The 21,955-nt window shown below is 44.3% G+C and carries 14 protein-coding genes, 2 rRNA genes and 1 pseudogene; 13 read left to right on the forward strand and 4 right to left on the reverse strand.

Going from position 1 to position 21,955, the window contains the following annotated elements; all coding sequences use genetic code 11:
• The first annotated feature begins 373 nt into the window (after positions 1–373).
• From L1271_RS24055 to L1271_RS24075, 5 genes are all read left to right on the forward strand, one after another.
• Entirely contained in the window at positions 374–1,621 is a 1,248-nt protein-coding gene (locus tag L1271_RS24055; protein WP_235368982.1) for an efflux RND transporter periplasmic adaptor subunit, read from the forward strand.
• 18 nt (positions 1,622–1,639) lie between these two features.
• Entirely contained in the window at positions 1,640–2,347 is a 708-nt protein-coding gene (locus L1271_RS24060) for an ABC transporter ATP-binding protein (protein WP_235368983.1), read from the forward strand.
• Positions 2,344–4,731, forward strand: coding sequence for an FtsX-like permease family protein (locus L1271_RS24065; RefSeq protein ID WP_235368984.1), 2,388 nt, complete (start codon positions 2,344–2,346; stop codon positions 4,729–4,731). The genes L1271_RS24060 and L1271_RS24065 overlap by 4 nt, the downstream gene beginning before the upstream one ends.
• A gap of 65 nt (positions 4,732–4,796) precedes the next feature.
• Complete coding sequence (locus L1271_RS24070) at positions 4,797–6,167, forward strand: sigma-54-dependent transcriptional regulator (RefSeq protein ID WP_235368985.1); 1,371 nt, start codon at positions 4,797–4,799, stop codon at positions 6,165–6,167.
• Positions 6,168–6,175: 8 nt separating this feature from the next.
• Positions 6,176–7,471, forward strand: a complete 1,296-nt coding sequence (locus L1271_RS24075; protein WP_235368986.1) for a sensor histidine kinase — start codon at positions 6,176–6,178, stop codon at positions 7,469–7,471.
• Between the two features lie 156 nt (positions 7,472–7,627).
• Here the strand turns inward: L1271_RS24075 and L1271_RS24080 are convergent, their stop codons facing one another.
• Both L1271_RS24080 and L1271_RS24085 read right to left on the reverse strand, forming a co-directional pair.
• On the reverse strand, positions 7,628–8,707 hold the full coding sequence (locus tag L1271_RS24080; protein ID WP_235368987.1) for an NAD(P)/FAD-dependent oxidoreductase: 1,080 nt from the start codon (positions 8,705–8,707) through the stop codon (positions 7,628–7,630).
• Positions 8,708–8,718: 11 nt separating this feature from the next.
• A complete protein-coding gene (locus L1271_RS24085; RefSeq protein ID WP_235368988.1) occupies positions 8,719–10,659 on the reverse strand; it encodes a LodA/GoxA family CTQ-dependent oxidase in 1,941 nt (646 codons plus the stop codon).
• Between the two features lie 462 nt (positions 10,660–11,121).
• Here L1271_RS24085 and ettA point away from each other — a divergent pair, with 462 nt between their 5' ends.
• From ettA to L1271_RS24130, 8 genes and pseudogenes are all read left to right on the forward strand, one after another.
• Positions 11,122–12,786, forward strand: a complete 1,665-nt coding sequence (gene ettA, locus L1271_RS24090) for an energy-dependent translational throttle protein EttA (RefSeq protein ID WP_010604458.1) — start codon at positions 11,122–11,124, stop codon at positions 12,784–12,786.
• Between the two features lie 492 nt (positions 12,787–13,278).
• Complete coding sequence (locus L1271_RS24100; protein WP_010378318.1) at positions 13,279–13,644, forward strand: PilZ domain-containing protein; 366 nt, start codon at positions 13,279–13,281, stop codon at positions 13,642–13,644.
• 185 nt (positions 13,645–13,829) lie between these two features.
• Positions 13,830–14,875 (forward strand): annotated as a pseudogene (locus L1271_RS24105) (glutathionylspermidine synthase family protein).
• Positions 14,876–15,239: 364 nt separating this feature from the next.
• On the forward strand, positions 15,240–17,207 hold the full coding sequence (locus L1271_RS24110) for an FAD-dependent L-amino acid oxidase (RefSeq protein ID WP_235368989.1): 1,968 nt from the start codon (positions 15,240–15,242) through the stop codon (positions 17,205–17,207).
• Positions 17,208–17,446: 239 nt separating this feature from the next.
• Complete coding sequence (locus L1271_RS24115) at positions 17,447–18,145, forward strand: spondin domain-containing protein (RefSeq protein WP_235368990.1); 699 nt, start codon at positions 17,447–17,449, stop codon at positions 18,143–18,145.
• A 10-nt stretch (positions 18,146–18,155) separates the two neighbouring features.
• Positions 18,156–18,863, forward strand: a complete 708-nt coding sequence (locus L1271_RS24120; RefSeq protein WP_102056368.1) for a spondin domain-containing protein — start codon at positions 18,156–18,158, stop codon at positions 18,861–18,863.
• 52 nt (positions 18,864–18,915) lie between these two features.
• Entirely contained in the window at positions 18,916–19,647 is a 732-nt protein-coding gene (locus L1271_RS24125; protein ID WP_102056367.1) for a response regulator transcription factor, read from the forward strand.
• A complete protein-coding gene (locus tag L1271_RS24130) occupies positions 19,644–21,101 on the forward strand; it encodes a sensor histidine kinase (protein WP_235368991.1) in 1,458 nt (485 codons plus the stop codon). Before L1271_RS24125 ends, L1271_RS24130 begins: the two co-directional genes overlap by 4 nt.
• Positions 21,102–21,433: 332 nt before the next feature.
• Here the strand turns inward: L1271_RS24130 and rrf (L1271_RS24135) are convergent.
• Positions 21,434–21,547, reverse strand: a 5S ribosomal RNA gene (gene rrf, locus L1271_RS24135).
• Positions 21,548–21,588: 41 nt separating this feature from the next.
• Positions 21,589–21,702, reverse strand: a 5S ribosomal RNA gene (rrf, locus tag L1271_RS24140).
• Positions 21,703–21,955: the final 253 nt, after the last annotated feature.

Consider the following 21,955-nt stretch of genomic DNA (forward strand, 5'->3'; position numbering starts at 1 on the left):
CCCTGTCGGACCACTTATATGAGCAGCTTTTGCACCATCTTCATATAGCCATTTCAAAGCTTCTTCAATAATATGATCATGCTTCATAAAAGAGGAAATACTTTTCATAATTCCTAGTTATCCTTACATTTTGTTCTAACCTAAATAAAACCAGACCACGAGAAAAATCGCAACAAAAAATTACATAAATTCAACAAAAGACTTATTTTACTCATCCCAAAACCACAATTTTTATTTTCGAAACCGCAAAAAGCACTCCTTCCCTGCAAACAGACAAAAGAAAAAAACCAATAATTTCAGTTGATTAACTTTTTGGCATGCGACTTGTTATCTACTGAGTAATAACAACCTTTATTCCACCAGAGATATCAACATGGATATACAAGTCGAACATAAAAAGCGCAACAAGGTTAACTGGTTGTGGGCTGTTGGCGGAACCATTTTCGCCGTAGTTATTATATGGCTGCTAATACAGCCCTCAGCGCAGGCATCTTTGCCTGTGGCAAAAACCTGGATTGCGGAGGTCCAGCAAGGAGATTTAGAGGTCAGTGTATCTGGATATGGTCAGCTTAAATCGAAAACGCCGCGTTTGATAAGTGCCGCGAGCGATGCCACGGTTGAAGAAATTGTGTTGCGCCCAGGTGCACAAGTTAACCCCGACAGCATCATTATGAAGTTACAAGATGCAAATTTGGCCCAATCTTTAAAAGATGCCAAACGCAGTTTGGCGCAATCGCAAGACCAATATTTACAGCTCGATATCAATCAACAACGAGAACTGCTGTCTCATCAGGCGGATTTGGAAATTCTGAGATCTGAGTTAGAAAGTGCCGAGCTGGAGGTTACCGCTCAAGGAGAGTTGGTTGAAGATGGGGTTGTTTCTAAACTCGACTACCAACGCGCGGTACTTACCCATCGCCAGCTGAAACGCCGCATTAATATTGAACAACAGCGAATATCACAATTGCAGACCTTACACAAAGCCAACCTGCAGCTTGCGCAGTCAAATATTGATGCCAGTAATGAAGCATTTTTATTGGTGCAAGATAGGGTGAATAAGCTCACTGTACGGGCTGGGATCAAAGGAGTATTGCAGCAACTTCATGTGGAACTTGGACAAAGTGTCTCTCTTGGCACTCAATTGGTGTTAGTTGGCAGCACCACTGATTTATATGCGCAATTACAGATCCCACAAGCCTATGCCCAGCAAATAAAGCTGGCTCAGCATGTGAGCATCAATACCCGTAACGACTTAATTGAAGGCCAAGTGTCGCGCATTAATCCAATGGTACAAAATGGCAATATTGAAGTTGAGGTGACACTGCCTAAAAGTCTGCCCGCGAGTGCTCGCCCCGAGCTAAATATTGAGGGGAAAGTCTCTATCGACAAATTGAGTTCCGCACTGTTCATCGACAAACCCGTCGGTGCAAAACCTTATAGTCAAGCAACCTTATATCTTGTTGATAAAGAAAAACAACAAGCCCGTGCAATTCAAGTACACTATGGCGCAGAAACGTCACAGCACATTCAACTGCTCAGTGGCGCTTCGACAAATCAGCAGTTTATTTTGTCAGATATGGCATCTTATGCCGACACACCCGTAGTGACTTTGAGCAAATAACAAACCAAAGGAAGAACAATGAATAATAAACACGTTATTGAACTTAAAAACATCACTAAAAAGTTTGTCCTCGGCGGGATGGAAACACTGGCATTGCGTGGTGTAAACCTCAATGTAACTCAGGGCGAATATCTGTCAATTTCAGGCCCATCGGGCTGCGGCAAATCAACACTTCTAAATATTCTTGGTTTATTAGACAGCCAAAGCACCGGTACCTACACAATTGCGGGTAACGATGTCAGTAACCTTGACGTCAACCAAAGAGCCACACTGAGAAATAAACATATTGGCTTTGTGTTTCAGTCATTTAATCTCATTGATGAATTGAACGTCTTTGACAATATCGCCTTACCTATCAAGTACAGTAGCACCGCTCTTTCAAGTACTGCGTTAAAAGAACGGGTAATGACTTGCTTGGAGTTAGTACAAATGACCCACAGAGCAGAACATAAGCCCAATCAACTGTCAGGCGGACAGCAGCAACGTATCGCCATCGCCCGTGCACTCGCCAATCAGCCAGATATTCTGCTTATTGACGAACCTACAGGAAACTTGGACTCAAAAAATGGCGATGCCGTAATGAACATGCTGAGCGACCTAAACGCCCAAGGCACAACCATGTGTATGGTTACCCACGACCCGAGATATGCAGACATGGCAAAACGTAAACTGTTCTTGTTAGATGGGGTGATGGTGGATGAAATGAATTTGGAGATGGTGGGATGATAAAAGAGGAATTTAAGCTCGCACTGTCAAATCTGAGGAAGCTTCCGGGATTTAGTCTTACCGTACTTGTCACCCTAGCATTAACCTTAGCAGCGCTAACTGTAGTGATTAATATCAACCATAGATTGATCACGCAACCGCTCCCCTACCCTGATGCAGATAAGCTGTGGGTGACCGATCAAAGCGAAACCATTAATGGAGAAACCCAATATGGATTCCAACTGCTCTCCACCCAGTTTCGACTATATCAAGATAAGCAATTTATCGACAAAATGACGATGATGCACTTGGTATCATCTCGTTTTATGGACATTAAGGATATGCCCACGGTAGACATTATTCGAGTGACTCCCGAATTCTTTGAGTTGTTAGGCACGCCACTGCATCTTGGTCGCACGCTAAAACAAGACGAAGGCGTCAGCGATGAACAAAAAGTTTTAGTCCTGAGTTACCAGTCTTGGATAACGCACTTTAATGCCGATCCAGATATCGTTGGTAGCTACACCTCCATAGATCGTGAACGCTATCAAATTATCGGAGTAACGGGAGAAGCGTTTGAAGTGCCTGAGATCTTTGGTGGCTTTCCCGTTAGCGGCTTTAGTAGCTTTCCGGAGCCTGTCACCACCAGCTCGCACTGGAATAACATCAGTAGCCAGTTTAACGGTATCGCTCGACTGAAAGCGGGTGTAAACATTGAGCAGATGAATCATGCGCTGGGCGAACAGATTAACACGCTTTACCAATCCCGTGAAAACGTAGCGCCTAACACGCGAATTGGCGCTCAGTTTACACCACTGCGCGACAAAATAGTTGCACGAAGTGATGAGCTCGCCATTACCTTGTTGTTCTCAGCTGCGGTTTTGGTGCTCATTGCCCTGACCAATGTGGTTAATTTATTTCTCTCAAGGGCTGCGCAAAAACAGCGCACCATGGCAATTCAAGCGGCACTGGGGGCAAAGCCTACTCACATTTTTGTCAGTATGTTTTGCGAAAGCGTCCTGTTAGTGGGGGCAGCTACTATACTCGGATTATTGCTTGCCGAGTGGTTGAATGTTTGGTTAGCAAACGACTTGAGCTATTTATTTAGTCGCATGCAGGGCTTAACTCTGGACTGGCCGACCATAGTGGTTGCTTGTGCACTGAGTCTGATAATAGCGCTACTCATCGCCTGGTTTACCAGCAAACAAGTAAACTATCATGCCCTGACAGATGCGCTACACAGCAGCGGTAAAGGCACTGGCGCGCAAATTTCCAAGCGTACTCGTCAAGTGTTGGTGGCATTACAAGTATGCTTTGCCAGTATTTTACTCTTTCTTGCAGCCAACAAATTAATTCCCGCATACGCGCAAATGACTCATCCCACAGGGTTTGATACTGAGCATTTGTACTATGTCCGTATCGATGGTAGTGCCACAGAAATCGATAACTTTGAGCTTGGCAAGCAAATCAAACAGCTTTTAGCCAATCAAGCGAGCATCACATCGATATCGGCAAGTTATGCTTCGCCTTTGCAAATGGGATGGCAAAATTATTTGTATGACCAAAATATTGCGCTGATCGGTATCGTCAGTTTGTCCTTTTACGACGAAGACGGTTTCACTGCGCTTTCACTACCACTTGAGCAAGGAAGCCGGTTTACACCGATCATGGCCTCAGGCTCAGACAACAATGAAATAATTCTCTCGGCCTCACTCGCTAAGCGTTTGTACAAAGATGAAAATCCAATCGGTCAAACCCTCTATGCTGACAGAGAGGTGCCAAGAAAAGTGGTTGGGGTTGTGAGTGATATTTACGTACCTACGGGCAACCGAGGCTATACCTTAGAGCGCTATTACTTGCCTGTCACTGAAGGCAGCACATCTTTTATTATCAAGGGGAATTCTGCACTGTCAAAAGTCCAATTAACTCATGCTCTCAAGGTCATTCATCCGAGTCTAAACTTTGCTTTTTTTGAGCCTGTAGATGGCATGCTAACCCAGAGGTTAAGACAAACTTGGCTGCAAGCAATGTTGACTGTCGCTCTATTAGCCCTTACCTTAAGCCTAGCTGGCGCTGGGATCTACGGCGTGCTCAACTACAGCGTACAAATCCGTCGCTATGAGCTTGGCATTCACTTGTCGTTGGGCGCACATACACACAAACTGATAGCACAAGTGCTCAAGCAGAGTCTAACACCGGTAATGATTGGCCTTGGAGTGAGTGCATTAACCGTTGCAATCGGATATGGGATACTGACAAAGATAAGTACAACAGCTATTTCCGTGAGCTGGTTCGCTGTTATCGTGACAATCCCTATCATGCTGCTGATTGCGCTCATCGCAAGCTATTTACCTGTGCAAAGGGTGATAAGGCAAGATCCCATTAAAGCGCTAAGAAACGAATAAGTTAATAACAACAGGAATGCGTAGGCAAAGCGTGGCGTGTAAACGCTCTTTGCCTACAACACACTATGCAAGGTTCAATTTTAATCGTTGATGACAAGGCCGATATCCGCCTTAGCTTACAGTTTTTACTAAAAAACCACGGTTTTACCATTTTCCAAAGTAGTAGTCTTGATTGTGCCGCTAAGCAGCTCAATGCGCACGACATTGATATTGTACTGCTAGACATGAACTATGAGCTCGATACGACATCCGGCGATGAAGGTCTCGCTTTTTTGAGTCAGTATGCAAGCCAAAGTAGCGCAACCTTTATTGCGATGACCGCTTGGTCTAGCGTCGAACTCGCCGTCGAAGCCATGCAGCGCGGCGCCAAAGACTTTTTTGCCAAGCCTTGGGACAACCACGCTGTAGTAATGATGGTGAAAAAGCATTTAGGGCTAAAGCAAATCACTGCAAAACAACAATCGGCTTCCCCCCTACTAACCACAGCTAAAATAGCGCCAAATGTAGACCATGCTGATGCGTTACTCTGGTTAAGCCCTACGATGCAAGCGCTAAAAAGCCAACTTGATCGCATTGCCAAAACCAAAGCGAATATATTGCTTAGAGGGGAAAATGGTACGGGAAAATCACAAATTGCCAGCTACATCCACCAGCAAAGTAACATCACAGGCAACTTTGTGAGCACCAATATGGCGGCCATTCCAGAGTCACTGTTTGAAAGCGAAATGTTTGGCCATGTGAAAGGTGCGTTTACTGACGCTAAACAGGATAGACAAGGTCGTTTCTCAATGGCTGAGCAAGGGACTTTGTTTTTGGATGAGGTAGGCACACTCACAGAGCCTCAACAAGCGAAGCTACTACGAGTATTAGAAACAGGGGAATATGAAGCTGTTGGCTCGAGCAAAACGCAGCATGCAAGCTGTAGAATCATTAGCGCAACTAATGCAGATTTAGAGTCGCAACAACAAGCAAGTCAATTTCGTAGTGACCTGTATTTCAGACTAAATACAATGGAGTTTGAGATCCCACCACTGCGCTTGCGTCGCACTGAGATAGTTCCACTGGCCGACTTTTTTATTCAAAAGCACGCAACGGCCTATGAATTAGACGTAAAACCTTTGTCTCATGCAGCGAAAACAAGACTACAAAGTTACGCATTCCCGGGTAATATCCGTGAACTTAGCCATATGATGGAACGTGCGATTTTACTGTGTGATGGCACTGAAATTGAAGAAAGCGCGCTTTCTTTAAAATCTGTGGTAACCACAGAGCAGAGTGAGCCTGAAATGATGACGCTAGATCAAGCCGAGCAAAAGTTGATTAAAATGGCGCTGTGCCAATGCCATGATAATGTGGAAGATGCTGCTGTTTTACTTGGGATCAGTAAAAGTGCCCTATATCGTCGCCTTGATAAGTTTGATATCAAAACACGATGAGCTTGCCTATGAAAAAGCCTAACTTTGAACAGACTATCGAGATTTTTTGCCTGATTATTTGGTTGCTGTTCACCGTGATCAGCGCTTTTTTTATGGTCACCCTTGAGGTCTCAACACTCAGTGTTATCACCTACTTTATCCTTGTCCTTTGTCCGCTCGCACTGCTGTTATATCATTTTAAACAGCGCCTGATACAACCTTTTTATCACCTCTCAACCACCATAGAGGCGATTAAAAACGAAGAGTATGGGCAGCGCTTTTACACCTCTGACAGCTCGGGAATTCTTCACAGTTTGCTGCAAGAAACACAGCAATTATGTCAGCAGCTGCAATCATTCAAATCAGAGCGAGACCACCAGGCCATATTACTGTTCAGACTCATTGAACAACTGCCCAGCCCCATCGCGATTTTCGATAACGACACTGCACTGGTGCATGCCAATGAAGCCTTCTCAAATTGGATTGGCAAACCATGGCAAAGCCAGCGTTTATTAAAAGCGCATAAGTTTAGCCTTGAGTATCATCGTGGTCATTGGCACTTTAACCACCCCACCTTAGGTGATGAGTGGCAACTTCGCTATAGCGAACTTACCATTGCAGGCATGCAGGCGCACTTGGTGATCCTAACCGATGTGCAAGCGGTTGTCAGTCAAGCTCAGCGCGACGCTTGGCAAAAAATGATCAGAGTGCTCAGCCACGAAATTCATAATTCTCTCTCGCCGATTAAGTCACTTGCTCAAACCTTGATAGAAATTCCCACCACGCAAGAAAATCAAGCCGATTTTGAACAAGCGCTTGGCGTGATTGTGCAGCGCAGCGATGGCCTGATGTCATTTGTTAATCGCTATGCAAGCGTTGCAAAACAGCATCAACTTCATATAGAAGCGATATCCATAAGTGACTTACTAACGCCGCTCGTAGGGCTTTTTGACAATCGCGTGAGATTAACCATTGAACAGGACTTTACGCTACAAATTGATCAAAGCTTACTTGAGCAGGCACTTGTAAACCTGATTAAAAATGCCTTGGAAGCTGGATGTGAGCGCAATGCTGTTTGCGTCAAAGCATATCACAATCATAAATTCGCAGGTATTGAAGTACTCGATGAAGGGCATGGCATAAAGAACGCTGACAACCTATTTGTACCTTTTTACACCACTAAAGCAGCGGGTAAAGGGATTGGGCTCATCTTAGCTAAAAATATCGTTGAACAGCATAACGGAAAACTGAGCTTAAACAATCGTAAGGATGCACAAGGCGCAATTGCTCATATTCAGCTTCCATTGGCGGCAGCGAATAGGTGAGTATTCACCGCCACTTCTAAGCGACATTTATTCAGACATTTTAAGCATCGCAATCAACTGACAGCCAGCGGCAATGGTATTGGTTTCACCACTATAGATGTTGCCGCATTCTTTCGATTCAAACTTTGCTTTAGTCCAAACAAGTAATAATAAGTGTTAACCGATTAACTTTGAGCCCTCGTAAAAGTGCTGTCGATGCTCAAGGTAGCGCATCCACACTCTATCCATTTGCGACTGATATAGTTTTGCGCCATGTTTGTAATCCGTACCGTGCAACAGCAGCATATCCGCAAGTTGCATGCTGCTGGTCATGGCATGCAACATACCTTGCGAAGAGAGCGGATCAAAGCTCATGCTCGCATCACCCACCGCATACCAGCCTTTTGCTGCGCAACTATCCAAACGGGCCGAATTTGCACTTACCATTGGGCGCAGGTATGCTGTTTCTATATTCACCAAGTCCACTAAGGTGTTAAATCCCCTCACCTGCTTTACTTTGGCTAAAAAATCTCGAGCGTTGGTGATGTTGCACTTTTTGATCGCATCAGCGCAAGCCTGCCAAGAAAACACCCGAGGCTGCATATTAGGATCGAGTGAAGAGCATGCCGCGCTCGGCGCACTATACCACCAGCCATTTTCTTCATCGCTTATCACCGCAAACTGTTTCGTCGTGGCAACCTCTGCGGTAAGCCACAGTGCCATTTGCTTATCAAACTGTTGTAGTTTTGCACCGAGTCGCCTCGCCAGATGACAGGCGCGACCGGTGGCATCAATAAGCAGTGTTGTCGTGATAGACATGTCAGTGTCGCGGCCTTCAACCCTAACTTGCCAACTTGATTGTGTTTGCACCACCTCAGTAAGCTTTGTAGAAGATAACAAAGGGATACCACGAAGCACTAATTGATCACGAAGCTGCTGTTCAAAATGCTGCCGATGAATGTGCCATCCCAAACCATCGGGGTTTTTAACGTTATCCACTATGGTAGGCGATTCACTACCCCAAAACGAAATCATACCGTGACAAGTGAGATGTTCCGGGCTTTGTAGTAAGTGCAACAAATTAAGCTTTTTGAGAATTCTAGACGCCGCTGGCGGTAAACACTCGCCCACTTTGTCTTTAGCTGCGGCGAGCTTATCGACTACTATCACCTGGTAGTGAGGATGCAAGGCAAGTGCAGCAATGCATCCTGCAATGCCTGCACCTACAATTACAATATCCGATTTCCTTTCAGCCATATTAGCCCTTATTATTTGCGATTCCGGCGGTGTGCTTTGTCGGTTTGTGACAAATCAGGACGACAATCTCGCATGCTTTCATTACGACTTGCTGTCAGCAGTTTTTCTGCTTTGTGATCAGCTTTGACTGGTGTTAACCCTACTTGCATGGTGGTTGGAAAACCTGTTACGCCTTTTTCTGTCTTCGGTAATACCACCGCCAATTGACCAAACCCAGTGATCATACTGTTGATCTGCTCAATATAGTTAGTTGAAGGGCCTATCGGCAAATCGTTTAGCCACAGCTCCCGGTCATTAAATGCTGCTTGTCGCTCTGCAAATGGCCTAGTTTCATCAACTACCCTGTGATAATTTTGCTCGCTAAGCATATTATTTGGCACTCGTGCAGGCCAAAAGGTCGGTAAATAAGGGTCGTAAGCTTCATTGTAGCCATCGCGACAACTCGCGGTATCTGTTTGCCAAGGAATGGCCATCCAACGCGTAATGCCACCAGCAACCTGCCCCGTTTTTAATGGGCCGCTCGAATGCAGCGCGATTTCTGATGTCATTTCCACGCCATAATTGGTGCCGTGGGTCGGTGCAGTATCTTCTGAATGCTTAAGACGGAAAGCCTCGCTATACATGCCCGCTGTACGCATTGGCCAAGTCATTTCACATCCAGGATGGAAAGCATCCGCTAAACAGAACTCCATCGCCGCTTTAGTTAACATCTCTGGTTGCTCAGCAACCGGAATTTCATCAATGCTGGTTGGGGGGCGATAACAAGGGTCGTAATCAGAATCAAATTCGCCATTCGACCACTGCTGTAACATATTCAACTGAATTTCTGTCAGCGTGACAAACTGCCTTGGCGAGTCATCGGCATCTACACTCATCGCATCACCGTACAACCAAGGCCACAGCTGCGGTGCGGTAGCAGCAAATTTAGGATCCCAACTATGTTTTTCATCCGCTGTGGTGACTTTTTCTATCTGTCTAAAGTTATTAAAGAGATTACGTCTTGCTTCTTGCCATGTGCGTGAGTTGTCATTTAAACGGCAGATCCAAGTCTCTGAAGTAAAATCAAAGGGGCTATTCCAGCCAAACCCTGCGGCAAATCCCGCATTAACCCATTGTAAATCGGTTAACCTTTGGAAAATTGGCAGAATGTCTTTACTAAAGGAGGGGTTACCTTCAGGTGCTGGTAGTATCTTGGCATCAACTGCAACCTGGCGCATTAAATCCCACATGGTTCGCGGAGATTTTTGCATTGGTGCGTAATCTGGTGGCGCACAAATAACCCATGCAGGTTTCACATCAAGTGCTTTGCCTTGATATTTCACCTCAGCAGTTACAGGGCCGTCCGAAGTATCGTCGTACCAGCCTTCATTATTACCGAACGTGATCGCCTCGTGGCCTTGAGGATTTTCTGACACCCCGTGTCCACCAAGCATAAGTAAGCGGCCCTTGTCATCGGTACGCATTTCGCCTAAGTACACTTTTTTACCAGCAAAGCATCCTTCAAAGCGACTACAACCACACCCAGAAGCAATACCACTGATCTGCTGCGCACCACCATCAATGAGCAAGCTGTTACGGTCGTTTACATTGAGGTTGCGCAGTAAACTCGGCTCGGCCTCCATCGCCTCTGGAATATCCAACGCTAATTGAAACTCATACCAAGATGCTTTTTGATTAGCCAAGCGAGCATGCCAAATGATAGAAGCGCCATCGTCGCAAGTGAGTTCTTTAACGATGTTGCCCTCGGCGTCCAATCCATAAATACGAAAACGCGCGGCTTGGCGCTTCAACGCTCCCGTGCTATCGCGATAGTAATTCATATCTCTTGGAATGGCGGTATCGACCTCTGGGCCAATAAAAAATTCATCTGGGCTGTTACCAACCCGCATTACACCTATGGGTGGGTATATGGCAGCTGAAACAATGGGATTTTGATTGCAGTGATGTGACATGTTGTAATCCTTTTTGCAGTGGTTCAATTCATGAAGCATTACTGCAGTGTAGAAGCTATTTCTGACTTAGACCATTACATCGAATTACAACTTAAACACGAAAATATTTTGCTTAATCTAAGATTTGGACAGGGAATGTTCTAACTCATTGTTGTTAAAGTACAACTTAATTTACCTCCTTGTCTAACCAGAGAATTTTAGGGAAAACACCGCTTCCGCATCCTGCTCTCGCTATGGTGCCAACTTCCTATAAGCAAGGCGAATTTGCTAACCAATATAGCTATTGGTTAGTAGTTAAACACCATTTGCACTGGAGCTGACTGCTAGAAAGGTATTAACTATCCACAACTCAAGTTAATTAGCGAAGGAACTTATATTTTTTATATCATGTAGTCCACAACATTGCAGCACAGGAAGGCTTTCTCTAAAATACATCTAACTTAAAAAAGAGATTGGAAACTCATGGCTCAATATATTTATACCATGTCGCGGGTGAGCAAAGTTGTGCCACCTAAGCGCACTATTCTGAAAGATATTTCTTTATGCTTTTTCCCGGGCGCTAAAATTGGTGTTTTAGGCCTTAATGGTGCAGGTAAATCGACCTTACTTCGCATTATGGCGGGTGTGGATAACGAATTCGAGGGCGAGGCACGTCCGCAACCTGGTACTAAGATCGGTTACCTACCGCAGGAACCTGTACTAGACGAAAGCAAAACCGTTCGTGAAACGATTGAAGAAGCAGTTGGCGAAGTAAAACGCGCCCTGAATCGATTAGACGAAGTGTACGCAGAGTACGCGATGGAAGACGCTGACTTTGATGCGCTAGCTAAAGAGCAAGGCGAATTAGAAGCTATCATCCAAGCACATGACGGTCACAACCTAGATAATGCGCTTGAGCGCGCTGCCGATGCGCTTCGTTTACCAGAATGGGATGCGAAAATTGAGCACCTATCAGGTGGTGAAAGACGCCGTGTTGCTATCTGCCGCCTGTTACTTGAAAAGCCAGATATGCTGCTTCTTGACGAACCGACTAACCACTTAGATGCCGAGTCGGTTGCGTGGTTGGAGCGCTTCCTTCATGACTACGAGGGCACAGTGGTAGCGATCACCCACGACCGCTACTTCCTAGATAATGTAGCAGGCTGGATTTTAGAGCTTGACCGTGGCCATGGTATTCCGTGGGAAGGTAACTATTCTTCATGGCTTGAGCAAAAAGATGCACGTTTGAAGCAAGAAGAAAAATCAGAGAAAGCACGCCAGAAGTCGATTGAAAAAGAACTTGAATGGGTACGCTCAAATCCAAAAGGTCGTCAAGCTAAGTCTAAAGCACGTATGGCGCAGTTTACCGAGCTTCAGCAAAACGACTATCAAAAGCGTAACGAAACCAACGAGCTATTCATTCCACCTGGTCCTCGCTTAGGCGACCAAGTGATTGAAGTGAGCAACTTACGTAAGAGCTTCGGTGACAGATTGTTGATTGACGATTTGAACTTCAACGTACCTAAAGGTGCAATTGTTGGGATCATCGGTGCAAACGGCGCGGGTAAGTCAACGCTGTTTAGAATGCTAAGCGGTCAAGAGCAGCCAGATAGTGGTAACATCACTATTGGTGAAACGGTTGAAATCGCCACTGTTGAACAGTTCCGTGATGACATGGACGGTAATAACACCGTATTCCAAGAGATCTCTAACGGCCAAGACATTCTTAAAATTGGTAACTTTGAAGTACCAAGCCGCGCCTATGTTGGCCGCTTTAACTTTAAGGGCAATGACCAACAAAAGTTTGTAAAAGAGCTGTCTGGTGGTGAGCGCAATCGTCTGCACTTAGCAAAACTACTAAAAGCAGGCGGTAACGTACTGTTGCTGGATGAACCAACCAACGATCTAGACGTTGAAACGTTACGAGCCCTAGAAAATGCGATTTTAGAATTCCCGGGCTGCGTTATGTGTATCTCGCACGACCGTTGGTTCCTAGACCGTATCGCGACCCACATTCTAGACTACCGTGATGAAGGCCAAATCAACTTCTTTGACGGCAACTACACTGAATACGAAGAATGGTTGAAGAAGACCTTTGGTGCTGAGGCGGCAGAGCCTAAACGTATCAAATATAAGAAGATTGGCTAATAATTAAAACATTAGGGCCTGTTGATCTTTCAAGTTTGTTTTTGCAGCAGTTTGATTGGTATTTATACAAGGCAGAGCCAGCGTAGCGTAGTCATTCTACGTAAGTCTGGCGATAACGCAGTAGAAATGCCAATCAAGCGCTGCCCTTTGGGTTGACCTGAGTGCGCTTTGTTCATTGTTGCTCAACTTTTGCCTAGATTACTAGGCGGCAAGTCGAGCGTCGCGACCAAAACACACTCAGAAGAACAAAAATCAAACAGCAAAGGTCAACAGGCCCTAGTCTATCGACGATAGATAATCTAAGGCTCTTCGTTAGGAGCCTTTTTTATTTTTTAATACTTGCTTAGCTTTATTCATGCCGCACTGTGGAGGCAAGTCGCAAATCAAATTGCAGTAGCAATCCCATCCAAGCGGCGTAATTTATTGTCATTGTTAGTAGCGAGCACAATGATATAAGCTATTCTTTACCTATACGGACTATTAGGATCAGTAATGAAAGAACGTCGACGTTTTTCCAGAGTTATTTTTTCAAACGAGGCACAGTTTATGGCCTCAAGCGGTGATTTTAGCTGCGAAATCTTGGATTTGTCGCTCAATGGCGCGTTACTCACCCTGCCCGATGGCTATGTGCCACTTAAAAACGACCCTGCAAGTTTAAACTTTTATCTACCTGGTAGTGATATTCAAATTACAATGGAGGTAGAGGTTCGTCACGTTGAAGAAGGTCATCTAGGTGTACATTGCCGCCAAATCGATCTCGATAGTGTGACGCATTTAAAGCGCCTTATTGAACTTAACCTGGGAGATGATGATATACTTCATCGCGAGCTAGAGCAGCTCACCTACGATGATGATTAATACCAATTCGCTTAATTAAGCTAATTGATATTAGACGGATCGATTTTACACTTATGTTAAGAATTTCTGTTGATGAACACCCACACTGGCGTGAACAAGCAAAAGCCCACGGCTTTGAGCTTCATACTATGTATGGTGAAAAGTATTGAGACGAAAGTGCATATTATCAATTTACGTTAAAGCAAATTGAGCAAGACTTGGAAGATCCAAGTGACGAACTCCACCAAATGCGCTTACACCTTGTCGATTTAGTGTGTAATGACGAGTCTCTTCTGCAACCGTTTGCTAATCCTGAGTCTCAATGGGAATTAGTGACTCGCTCATGGCGTCATCGAGACCAAGCGCTCTATGGTCGCTTTGATTTTAGTTACGATGGAAAGTCACCAGCCAAGCTGCTGGAGGCCAATTGCTGGAGGCCAATTTCGACACGCCCACCAGCTTATTCGAAACGGATTACTGGTAGTGGCTTGAAGAACAGGTAAAAGCCGGTAAGTTACCACGTAATGCGGATCAATTAAATGACCTTCAAGAAGCGCTGATAGAGCGCTTTTATCAACTGCATAAATGCTACCGTGGTGCTCCCCTACACTTTTCTTGCTGCAAAGAAAGCTTTGACGACTTGGGCACCATTCAATATATGCGCAGTTGCGCGATGGAAGCTGGACTCAAAACGAAACAAGTTTTTATCGAAGATATCGGATTTGATAACCAACACTTTGTCGACCTTGATGATTCAAAAATCCAATGGATGTTTAAGCTATACCCATGGGAATTTATGTTTCAAGATGAATATAGCGAACAATTATCGGAAGCAAAAGTGCAATGGCTAGAGCCTGTTTGGAAAGCGATTTTATCTAATAAAGCAATCTTACCTTTGCTATGGCAAATCTTTCCCAATCACCCAAATCTGTTACCGGCATACTTTGAACAGGACAAGCATAAAATTGCAAGCAGCGAGTCCGGCTATGTGAAGAAGCCGCTATTTTCTCGTGAAGGCGCGAATATTGAGATCCGAAAAGATCAACAGCTGTTTGCACAGTCTGCAGGTGGATATGGCGAAGAAGGTTATATTTATCAAGCTTACTCACCTTTACCCAAATTTGCAGGCTTCAATACGCTCATCGGCTCATGGATTGTCGGTGATAAAGCAGTTGGAATTGGTGTCCGTGAAGATAAAAGTCTGATCACCCAAGATCTTAGCCGTTTCTTACCCCATATCATTGTTGGCTAAACTCTTTGAACACTAAAAGACTTAGTCGGTATGGAACAAATGTGTTCCATCTCTCAAATTAATGTTCAGCCGAGAATAAAAACTTATTAAATTCATGCCATTCGTACTTTTTAGATAAACACTTGGCAAAAACCACCTCAAAAATTAACACAAACTTAACTAGTGTACTAAAGTAGTAACTGGGTTTTGCATCAAGTTGAGAAAACAATACTTGGCTTGTTGCAACAAATTTTTGGAAAGTGCACTCAACAGGTTGGAGTGCATAAATACGTTAAAGATCACTTAGCGAGCTAGGAAGTAATACCAATTGGTATAAAAGCAGTCAGCCTCAAAAGTGTGAGACATCGTCGACTAAGGAACTCACATGACTCACTACAAAATAGGTACAGACATTAGTCAAAAACCCATTCCAGAAGCAGTCAAAGTCGCAGTGATAGGGGCTGGCATGTCTGGTTTGTATAGCGCTTGGCGATTACAGTGCGAAACAGACGTTGATGACTTCGCCATTTTTGAGCGCAGCAACCGCACAGGTGGAAGATTGGACTCAGATCTTATCCATTTCAGAGATAACCGCGCAGGAGCAAAGCCTGACAGCACCATTACAGTCAAAGAAGAACAAGGTGGTATGCGGTTTCTATTTGAGGGTATGGATGACCTAATGGCCCTCTTTCTAAAGTTAGGCCTAGAAGATCAGATAGTCCCGTTCCCCATGAATAGCGGCGGCAATAACCGGCTCTACTTTCGCGGTACCAGCTTTTCGGTAAACGATGCTGAACAAGACGACTATCATATTTGGTCGGCACTTTATAACCTCGACCCAAACGAACAAGGTGTTAATCCCAAAGACATTATTAATGTTGTTTTTAATCGTATCTTGCAAGTGAATCCACAGTTCGATTCAAGGCCAGAGGTTCGCGGTCCAGAGTTTTGGCAGGATTTCCGTCTGCAATGTCAATGGCAAGGTGAACCGCTATATAATTGGTCTTTGTGGGATTTACTCACTGATATGGGTTATAGCCAAGAATGTATCACCATGCTGTATCGTGTTTTGGGCTTTAATGGCACCTTCTTATCGAAAATGAATGCGGGGGTTGCCTATCAGCTTTTGGAAGACTTTCCTGCAGATGTCGAATTTAGAACCTTTAAAGACGGCTTTAGCACCCTGCCAAACGCGCTGGTGGATAAAATAGGTAAAGAGAAGATTTACCTGCAAACGAGCATCGATAGCATCGCCTTTGATAAAGCAGACAATCTTTATGTACTTAAGTACACCAAAACCGAGCAAGACGGACAGATAAGCGAAGGAACATTTAAAGCCGAAAAGCTTATTTTAGGGCTGCCAAGGCTCGCGCTTGAAAAGTTGTTCATAGCGTCAGATGTATTCAAACAGCTACCAAAGCAGCGGCGCGATGCGTTATGGGATACATTGCAAAGCACAAGCAACCAACCGCTCCTGAAGATTAATTTATATTACGACACTGCATGGTGGGGAACCGGCATGACAGGCCGCCCAGCTGTCAGCTTTGGACCTAACTTTGCCGATTTACCAACAGGTTCTGTTTATCCCTTTTATGCTTTAGATGATGAACTCGCAGCCGCGCTTATGTATAACGAGCGTCATGCCGAGCCTAACTCTGAAACCCAACACAAACTCGAAGGGATAGAAGCAGCTAAATACAGTCGCCCAGCCGCATTGACTATTTACTGTGATTATTTAAATATTAATTTTTGGAGTGCACTGCAAAATAAAGGTGAGCTTTATCATCACCCTCGTGAGTCGGAACTCGTTGAATCTATTCCCAGTGATATATTTCCAGCCTCGGAAGCGGTTGTACGACAAGCGACACAATTCTTTAAAGACATTTTTAATACACATTATGTTCCACAGCCCACCCTCACAAGCGCTCGAATTTGGGAAGGGAATGTGAATTTCAATGTCCCTGAAAATCTTCAATTTGGTTTTGGTGTACATCAATGGGCGATTGGAGCGAATGATAAAGACGTCATCGAAGGTTTAGTAGAGCCGTTGCCAAATCTATTTACCTGCGGTGAAGCTTACTCTGATTATCAGGGCTGGGTAGAAGGTGCATTACGTTCGACAGATTTAGTGCTACAAAAAGGGTTTGGCTTAGCGCCACTAAGCAAAGTCTTTGAAACAGACCAAGGCTGTAGCTCTTCAGAAGCAATACAAATCGCCTATCGAAAAATTGCTAATGAAATGATTATGGAATATATCGATCCTAACTTTTCGCCAAACACTAAAGACAAAGTAACGCTTGCTGATGCCAATAGTGTGCTTGGCGTCAACCTCAGTTATTTCGATAAGCCCTAACCCGCTTCTCTAGTAACGAGGAGTTTTTTACTCCTCATTATCCCTACCTTGCAGAACTAATTGATAGTTTTCGATCAACAAGAACCGTTCAGGCGTATTTCAAGTTAATCCTAGCTGCTCTGAGCCCTGTGATAAGTATTCTACGCTTTTGTGATAAAAACGTGATAACTCCGTGAGCCTATCTCAATATCTTGCGGCCATGATAAGGAGACTGTTAATCCTAATAAGAAGAGTACATCATGAAAGCAAAAATCCTGACAACATTAGTCGCAACGTGTTTATCAAGCGCTGCGCTGGCACAAGACCTTGAAGTAAAAATCACTAACCTCACTCACGGTATTTACTATACGCCTTTACTGGTGGCTGCTCATAATCAAGATACCGCTCTTTTTAAACTCGGCGAGCAAGCTTCTGAAGCATTGCAAGCCATGGCCGAAGGCGGTGACATTTCAGCTTTAGGACAAATCCTCGAAAGCTCAAACGCCAATATGGTCGCCAACCCAGCTGAGGGGCTACTTGCACCCGCAGGCTCTACAATGGCGATGATATCAACGAGTGAAGGAAATACGCATCTTTCAATTGTGGCGATGCTACTTCCTACCAATGATGGATTTGTAGGATTAAATGCGTGGCCTATTCCAAGCGCTGCCGGCACCTATGAAGTTTACCTTAATGCCTATGATGCAGGTACTGAAGCGAATAATGAATTAGTTGTCGAAGGCTCTGGTGCACCCGGTATTTTAGGGATCCCAGCATCGCCAGGTGCGGCTCCTGGCACTCAAGGAGCTGGCGTCACAGCAAGTGAAGAAAATACCATGGTCCATATTCACAGAGGCAACGTAGGTGACAACGAGCAAGTCGGCGGTAATAGCGATCTGCATAACACCGTGCACCGTTGGTTAAATCCTGTGGCAAAAGTAACAATAACCGTAAAATAAGGGGGGAGCTATGAAAGCGAAATTAGCATTAATTGCCATGTCTGCGCTCCTACTCAGTGCATGTGGAGACAATGACAATAATATGGTGATGCCAGAGCCTCCGGTTGAGCCGGAGCCAGTTGAGTATGAGTTTGCCATCACTATCACGAACCTTACACACGCACAGCCTATGTCACCAATTGCAGCGCTGCTTCATCAGTCTGGTCATTACTTTACTGTCGGCATGCCAGCAAGTGAAGCATTAGAGCAACTTGCAGAGGGCGGAAATAACAGCGATATTATAGCCGATGAGATGACACAAGCATCCGTCTCAACAGATGGACCTTTAGGCCCCGGTGCGACAACCAACCTTTCCATCAAAACTACAGACCTTTCTGAGCTTAAGTTATCGCTATTAACCATGATGGTGAATACCAATGATGGATTCTCCGGTCTAAATGCTATAGACGTCTCTGCGTTGCCCGTAGGTGAGGTGCAAATGTATCGAACACTTGCCTACGATGCTGGCACTGAGCTGAATAGTGAAGCCGCGGGAACCATACCAGGCCCAGCAGACAGCGGTGAGGGCTTTAACGCAGAGCGCAACGATAATCACAACATGGTGACGATGCACAGTGGTGTAGTTGGTAGTGATGATGGACTCCAAAGTTCAACGCTCACTAGTATCCATAAATTTGATAACCCGCTGCTTGCAGTCACTATCGAGAGAATTAAATAGCCTATGCGCAAACGTCTGCCATAGGCGTTTGCGCTTTCATAAAGGGCTATTTATGTTAGAAACCGTGTTGCTAGTTGAAGATGACTTAGACATAGCGAGATTGCTCCAAGTGCATTTAGAGGAGTTAGCTTTAGAGGTAACGCATGTTGCCGACGGCAGCCAAGTATTATCGGCTGCTAAAGCGAACGATTTTGCCGTGATTTTACTGGATTTAATGCTACCTAATATGGATGGACTAACCCTTTGTCGAGAGCTTAAGGCGCTTTACCCTATGAGTAGTGTCATCATCGTCACCTCAAAAAGTAGCGATATCGATAGGATCATTGGACTTGAAGTTGGTGCGGACGACTATATATGCAAGCCTTTTAATACGAGAGAGTTGCAAGCAAGGGTGAAAGCGCAGCTACGTCATGTCAGGCAACTTAAGCAATCAATGCAGACTGAAAATGCGGACTTCCCACGCGATAAAATTGCAGTTGGAAACTTAGTTATCGATGCCTGTTGTCATGAAATTTCGTTGGCTAATGTTAGATTAGACCTTACTGCAACCGAATTTGAGCTGCTGCAGTTTTTTGCTAAACACCCAAATCACGTGTTTTCTCGAACCCAGTTATTAGAATCAGTATGGGGCTACCAACACTCAGGATACGAGCATACCGTTAACTCCCATATTAATCGTCTGAGGGCAAAGCTTGAAGCTATTTCAAATAATACGGTGATAGAAACAGTATGGGGTGTTGGTTACAAATTAAATTCAGCCTCTCTTTGCGGGCAAAGCGTATGAAGCTCTCACTCTACAAAAAACTCGCACTGATCTTATTTGTCACTTTCGTTGTCATTGCAGCGATTTTTGTTTGGTGGACCCAAGCGCTATCTCAAGTCTCTAAGTCTCAAGCAGAACAACAATTACACCTCGCACTTGCAACCCATCTTGTTGACGATAATCCCCTAATAAAAGAGGGAGTGTACGACTATGACGGTTTGAGTAATCTATTTCACACCTTGATGATCTTAGGCCCCTCATTCGAGTTTTACTTCGTCTCCCCTGAAGGTAAGTTATTAACTTACTCTGCCGCCCCTGGAGAGGTTAAACGTCAGCAAATTGATGTTACCCCTTTAAAAAAACTCCTAAAGAGCAATAGCCAACTACCTGTATTTGGAGATGATCCGAGAAGCGTTAACGGCAGTAAAATTTTCTCTGTAGCCCCTGTATTTAATCAAGATATTTTGCAGGGTTATCTATATATCATCATCGGCTCATCAAAATACGATAGCATTATTGAGCAACTAAAAAATTCAGACAAGGTGATGCTTGGTGTAAGTTGGTTATTAGGCACTTTGTTCTTTTTGCTGGTTGTTGTCCTGCTACTACTTAATAAAATCACTAAGCCCGTGTCCAGACTGACTCAATATATAGATCATGTCAGCCAAAACCAGTTTAATATTAGTCGTGATGCTCAAATAAATTGGCCCGAAGAACATGATGAGATCCATCAGCTGGGTCGCAGCGTCAATGCTATGCTGGATAAAATTCAGCAGCAATTAACCACACTTAACCTCAAAGATGAACAACGTAAAGAACTACTTTCACAGCTAAGCCACGATCTCCGCACACCACTTGCCTCGCTTAAAGGTTACATCGAACTGATAGAAAAACAAACGAGTGACACAAATATCGTTTCACACATCAAAATTGCCAGCAAAAATATAAATCAGCTCAATCATCTTATCGCGCAAATTTTTGAACTCGCCCATCTAGAAGCTGGACATACCAAACTTCATATTGAGCCCTTTAATCTACTTGAACTTATGTATGACGTTGCGGCTAAATTTACATTGCAAGCTAAACGGCGCGGAATAACCATCTCAATAAGCCCGAAAGCAAGCGAAGTTAGTGTATACAGTGATATCGGGAAATTAGACAGGATTTTATCAAACCTCATCGATAACGCTATCAGACATACTGATGCTGGTGGCGAAATACAGCTCACATTACAGCAGCAACAAGATATTGCTTTAGTGAGTGTTAATGATACTGGCATTGGGATAAGCGCCGCTGATCTTCCCTATATATTCGACGCTAGCTTTCAGGCCAAAAATAGCCTAAGTAACCGCAAACACAATGCAGGGCTAGGCCTTGCGATCACAAACGAGCTCGTTAAATTATTAAAAGGAAATATTAGCGTATCAAGCAAGCTAAACCGAGGTTGTAAATTTACAATTTCACTGCCACTTTGATTTGCTAATTCTCCTTCTTTAGGTACCTAAAGGAAAGTAGCATATTCTAGACGTATAGATATACAAATCGGTGGATAAACCACCTCCTACCATATTGCACTTTGCTTATGCTGTAGTGAGAGCGAGTTTATCTCGAGAAGGTGATCACTTTGTAGATTGGGAAAGCCTTCAGCGTTTTCGACTTGGATGTGTATGCATACAAATCGGCGGGTAAACCGCCTATCACGTCGCACTGTGCTTATGTAGAAGTGGGAGCGAGTTTATCTCGCGATGTATTGAACTAAAAATGCAAAAAACCCATTACATTAATGTAATGGGTTTCTTTAATTGGGCCCTGACGATGTTCTACTTTCACATGGGTAATCCACACTATCATCGACGCTGTTTTGTTTCACTTCTGAGTTCGGCATGGGGTCAGGTGGTTCCAAAACGCTATGGTCATCAGGAAAATACTGTTTTTTAGTTCTTATTTTTATATTAAATTTGGCCCTGGCGATGTTCTACTTTCACATGGGTGATCCACACTATCATCGACGCTGTTTTGTTTCACTTCTGAGTTCGGCATGGGGTCAGGTGGGTCCAAAACGCTATAGTCACCAGGAAAACTGGGTGCAAATGTTTAATGACATCGTGCATCGCACGACCATTCCATTTGCGCAAGGTGAACCGATTTCGCGATACCGCTGAGGTTGGTCACCTTGTTTAATTCTTAAATCCGGAAAAAGCTATTAAATTCTTTTGTCTACTTTAGTCTATTAACTTCTGTTAGCTAAGGCCTCCATGGATGGAGGTCATGCTAGGAATTGTCTGGAACAATTCTAGTAAACCACTTTGGCGTTGTATGGTTAAGCCTC

Origin of the sequence: Pseudoalteromonas sp. OF5H-5 (assembly GCF_021530695.1) — a bacterium.
Taxonomy (GTDB): domain Bacteria; phylum Pseudomonadota; class Gammaproteobacteria; order Enterobacterales; family Alteromonadaceae; genus Pseudoalteromonas.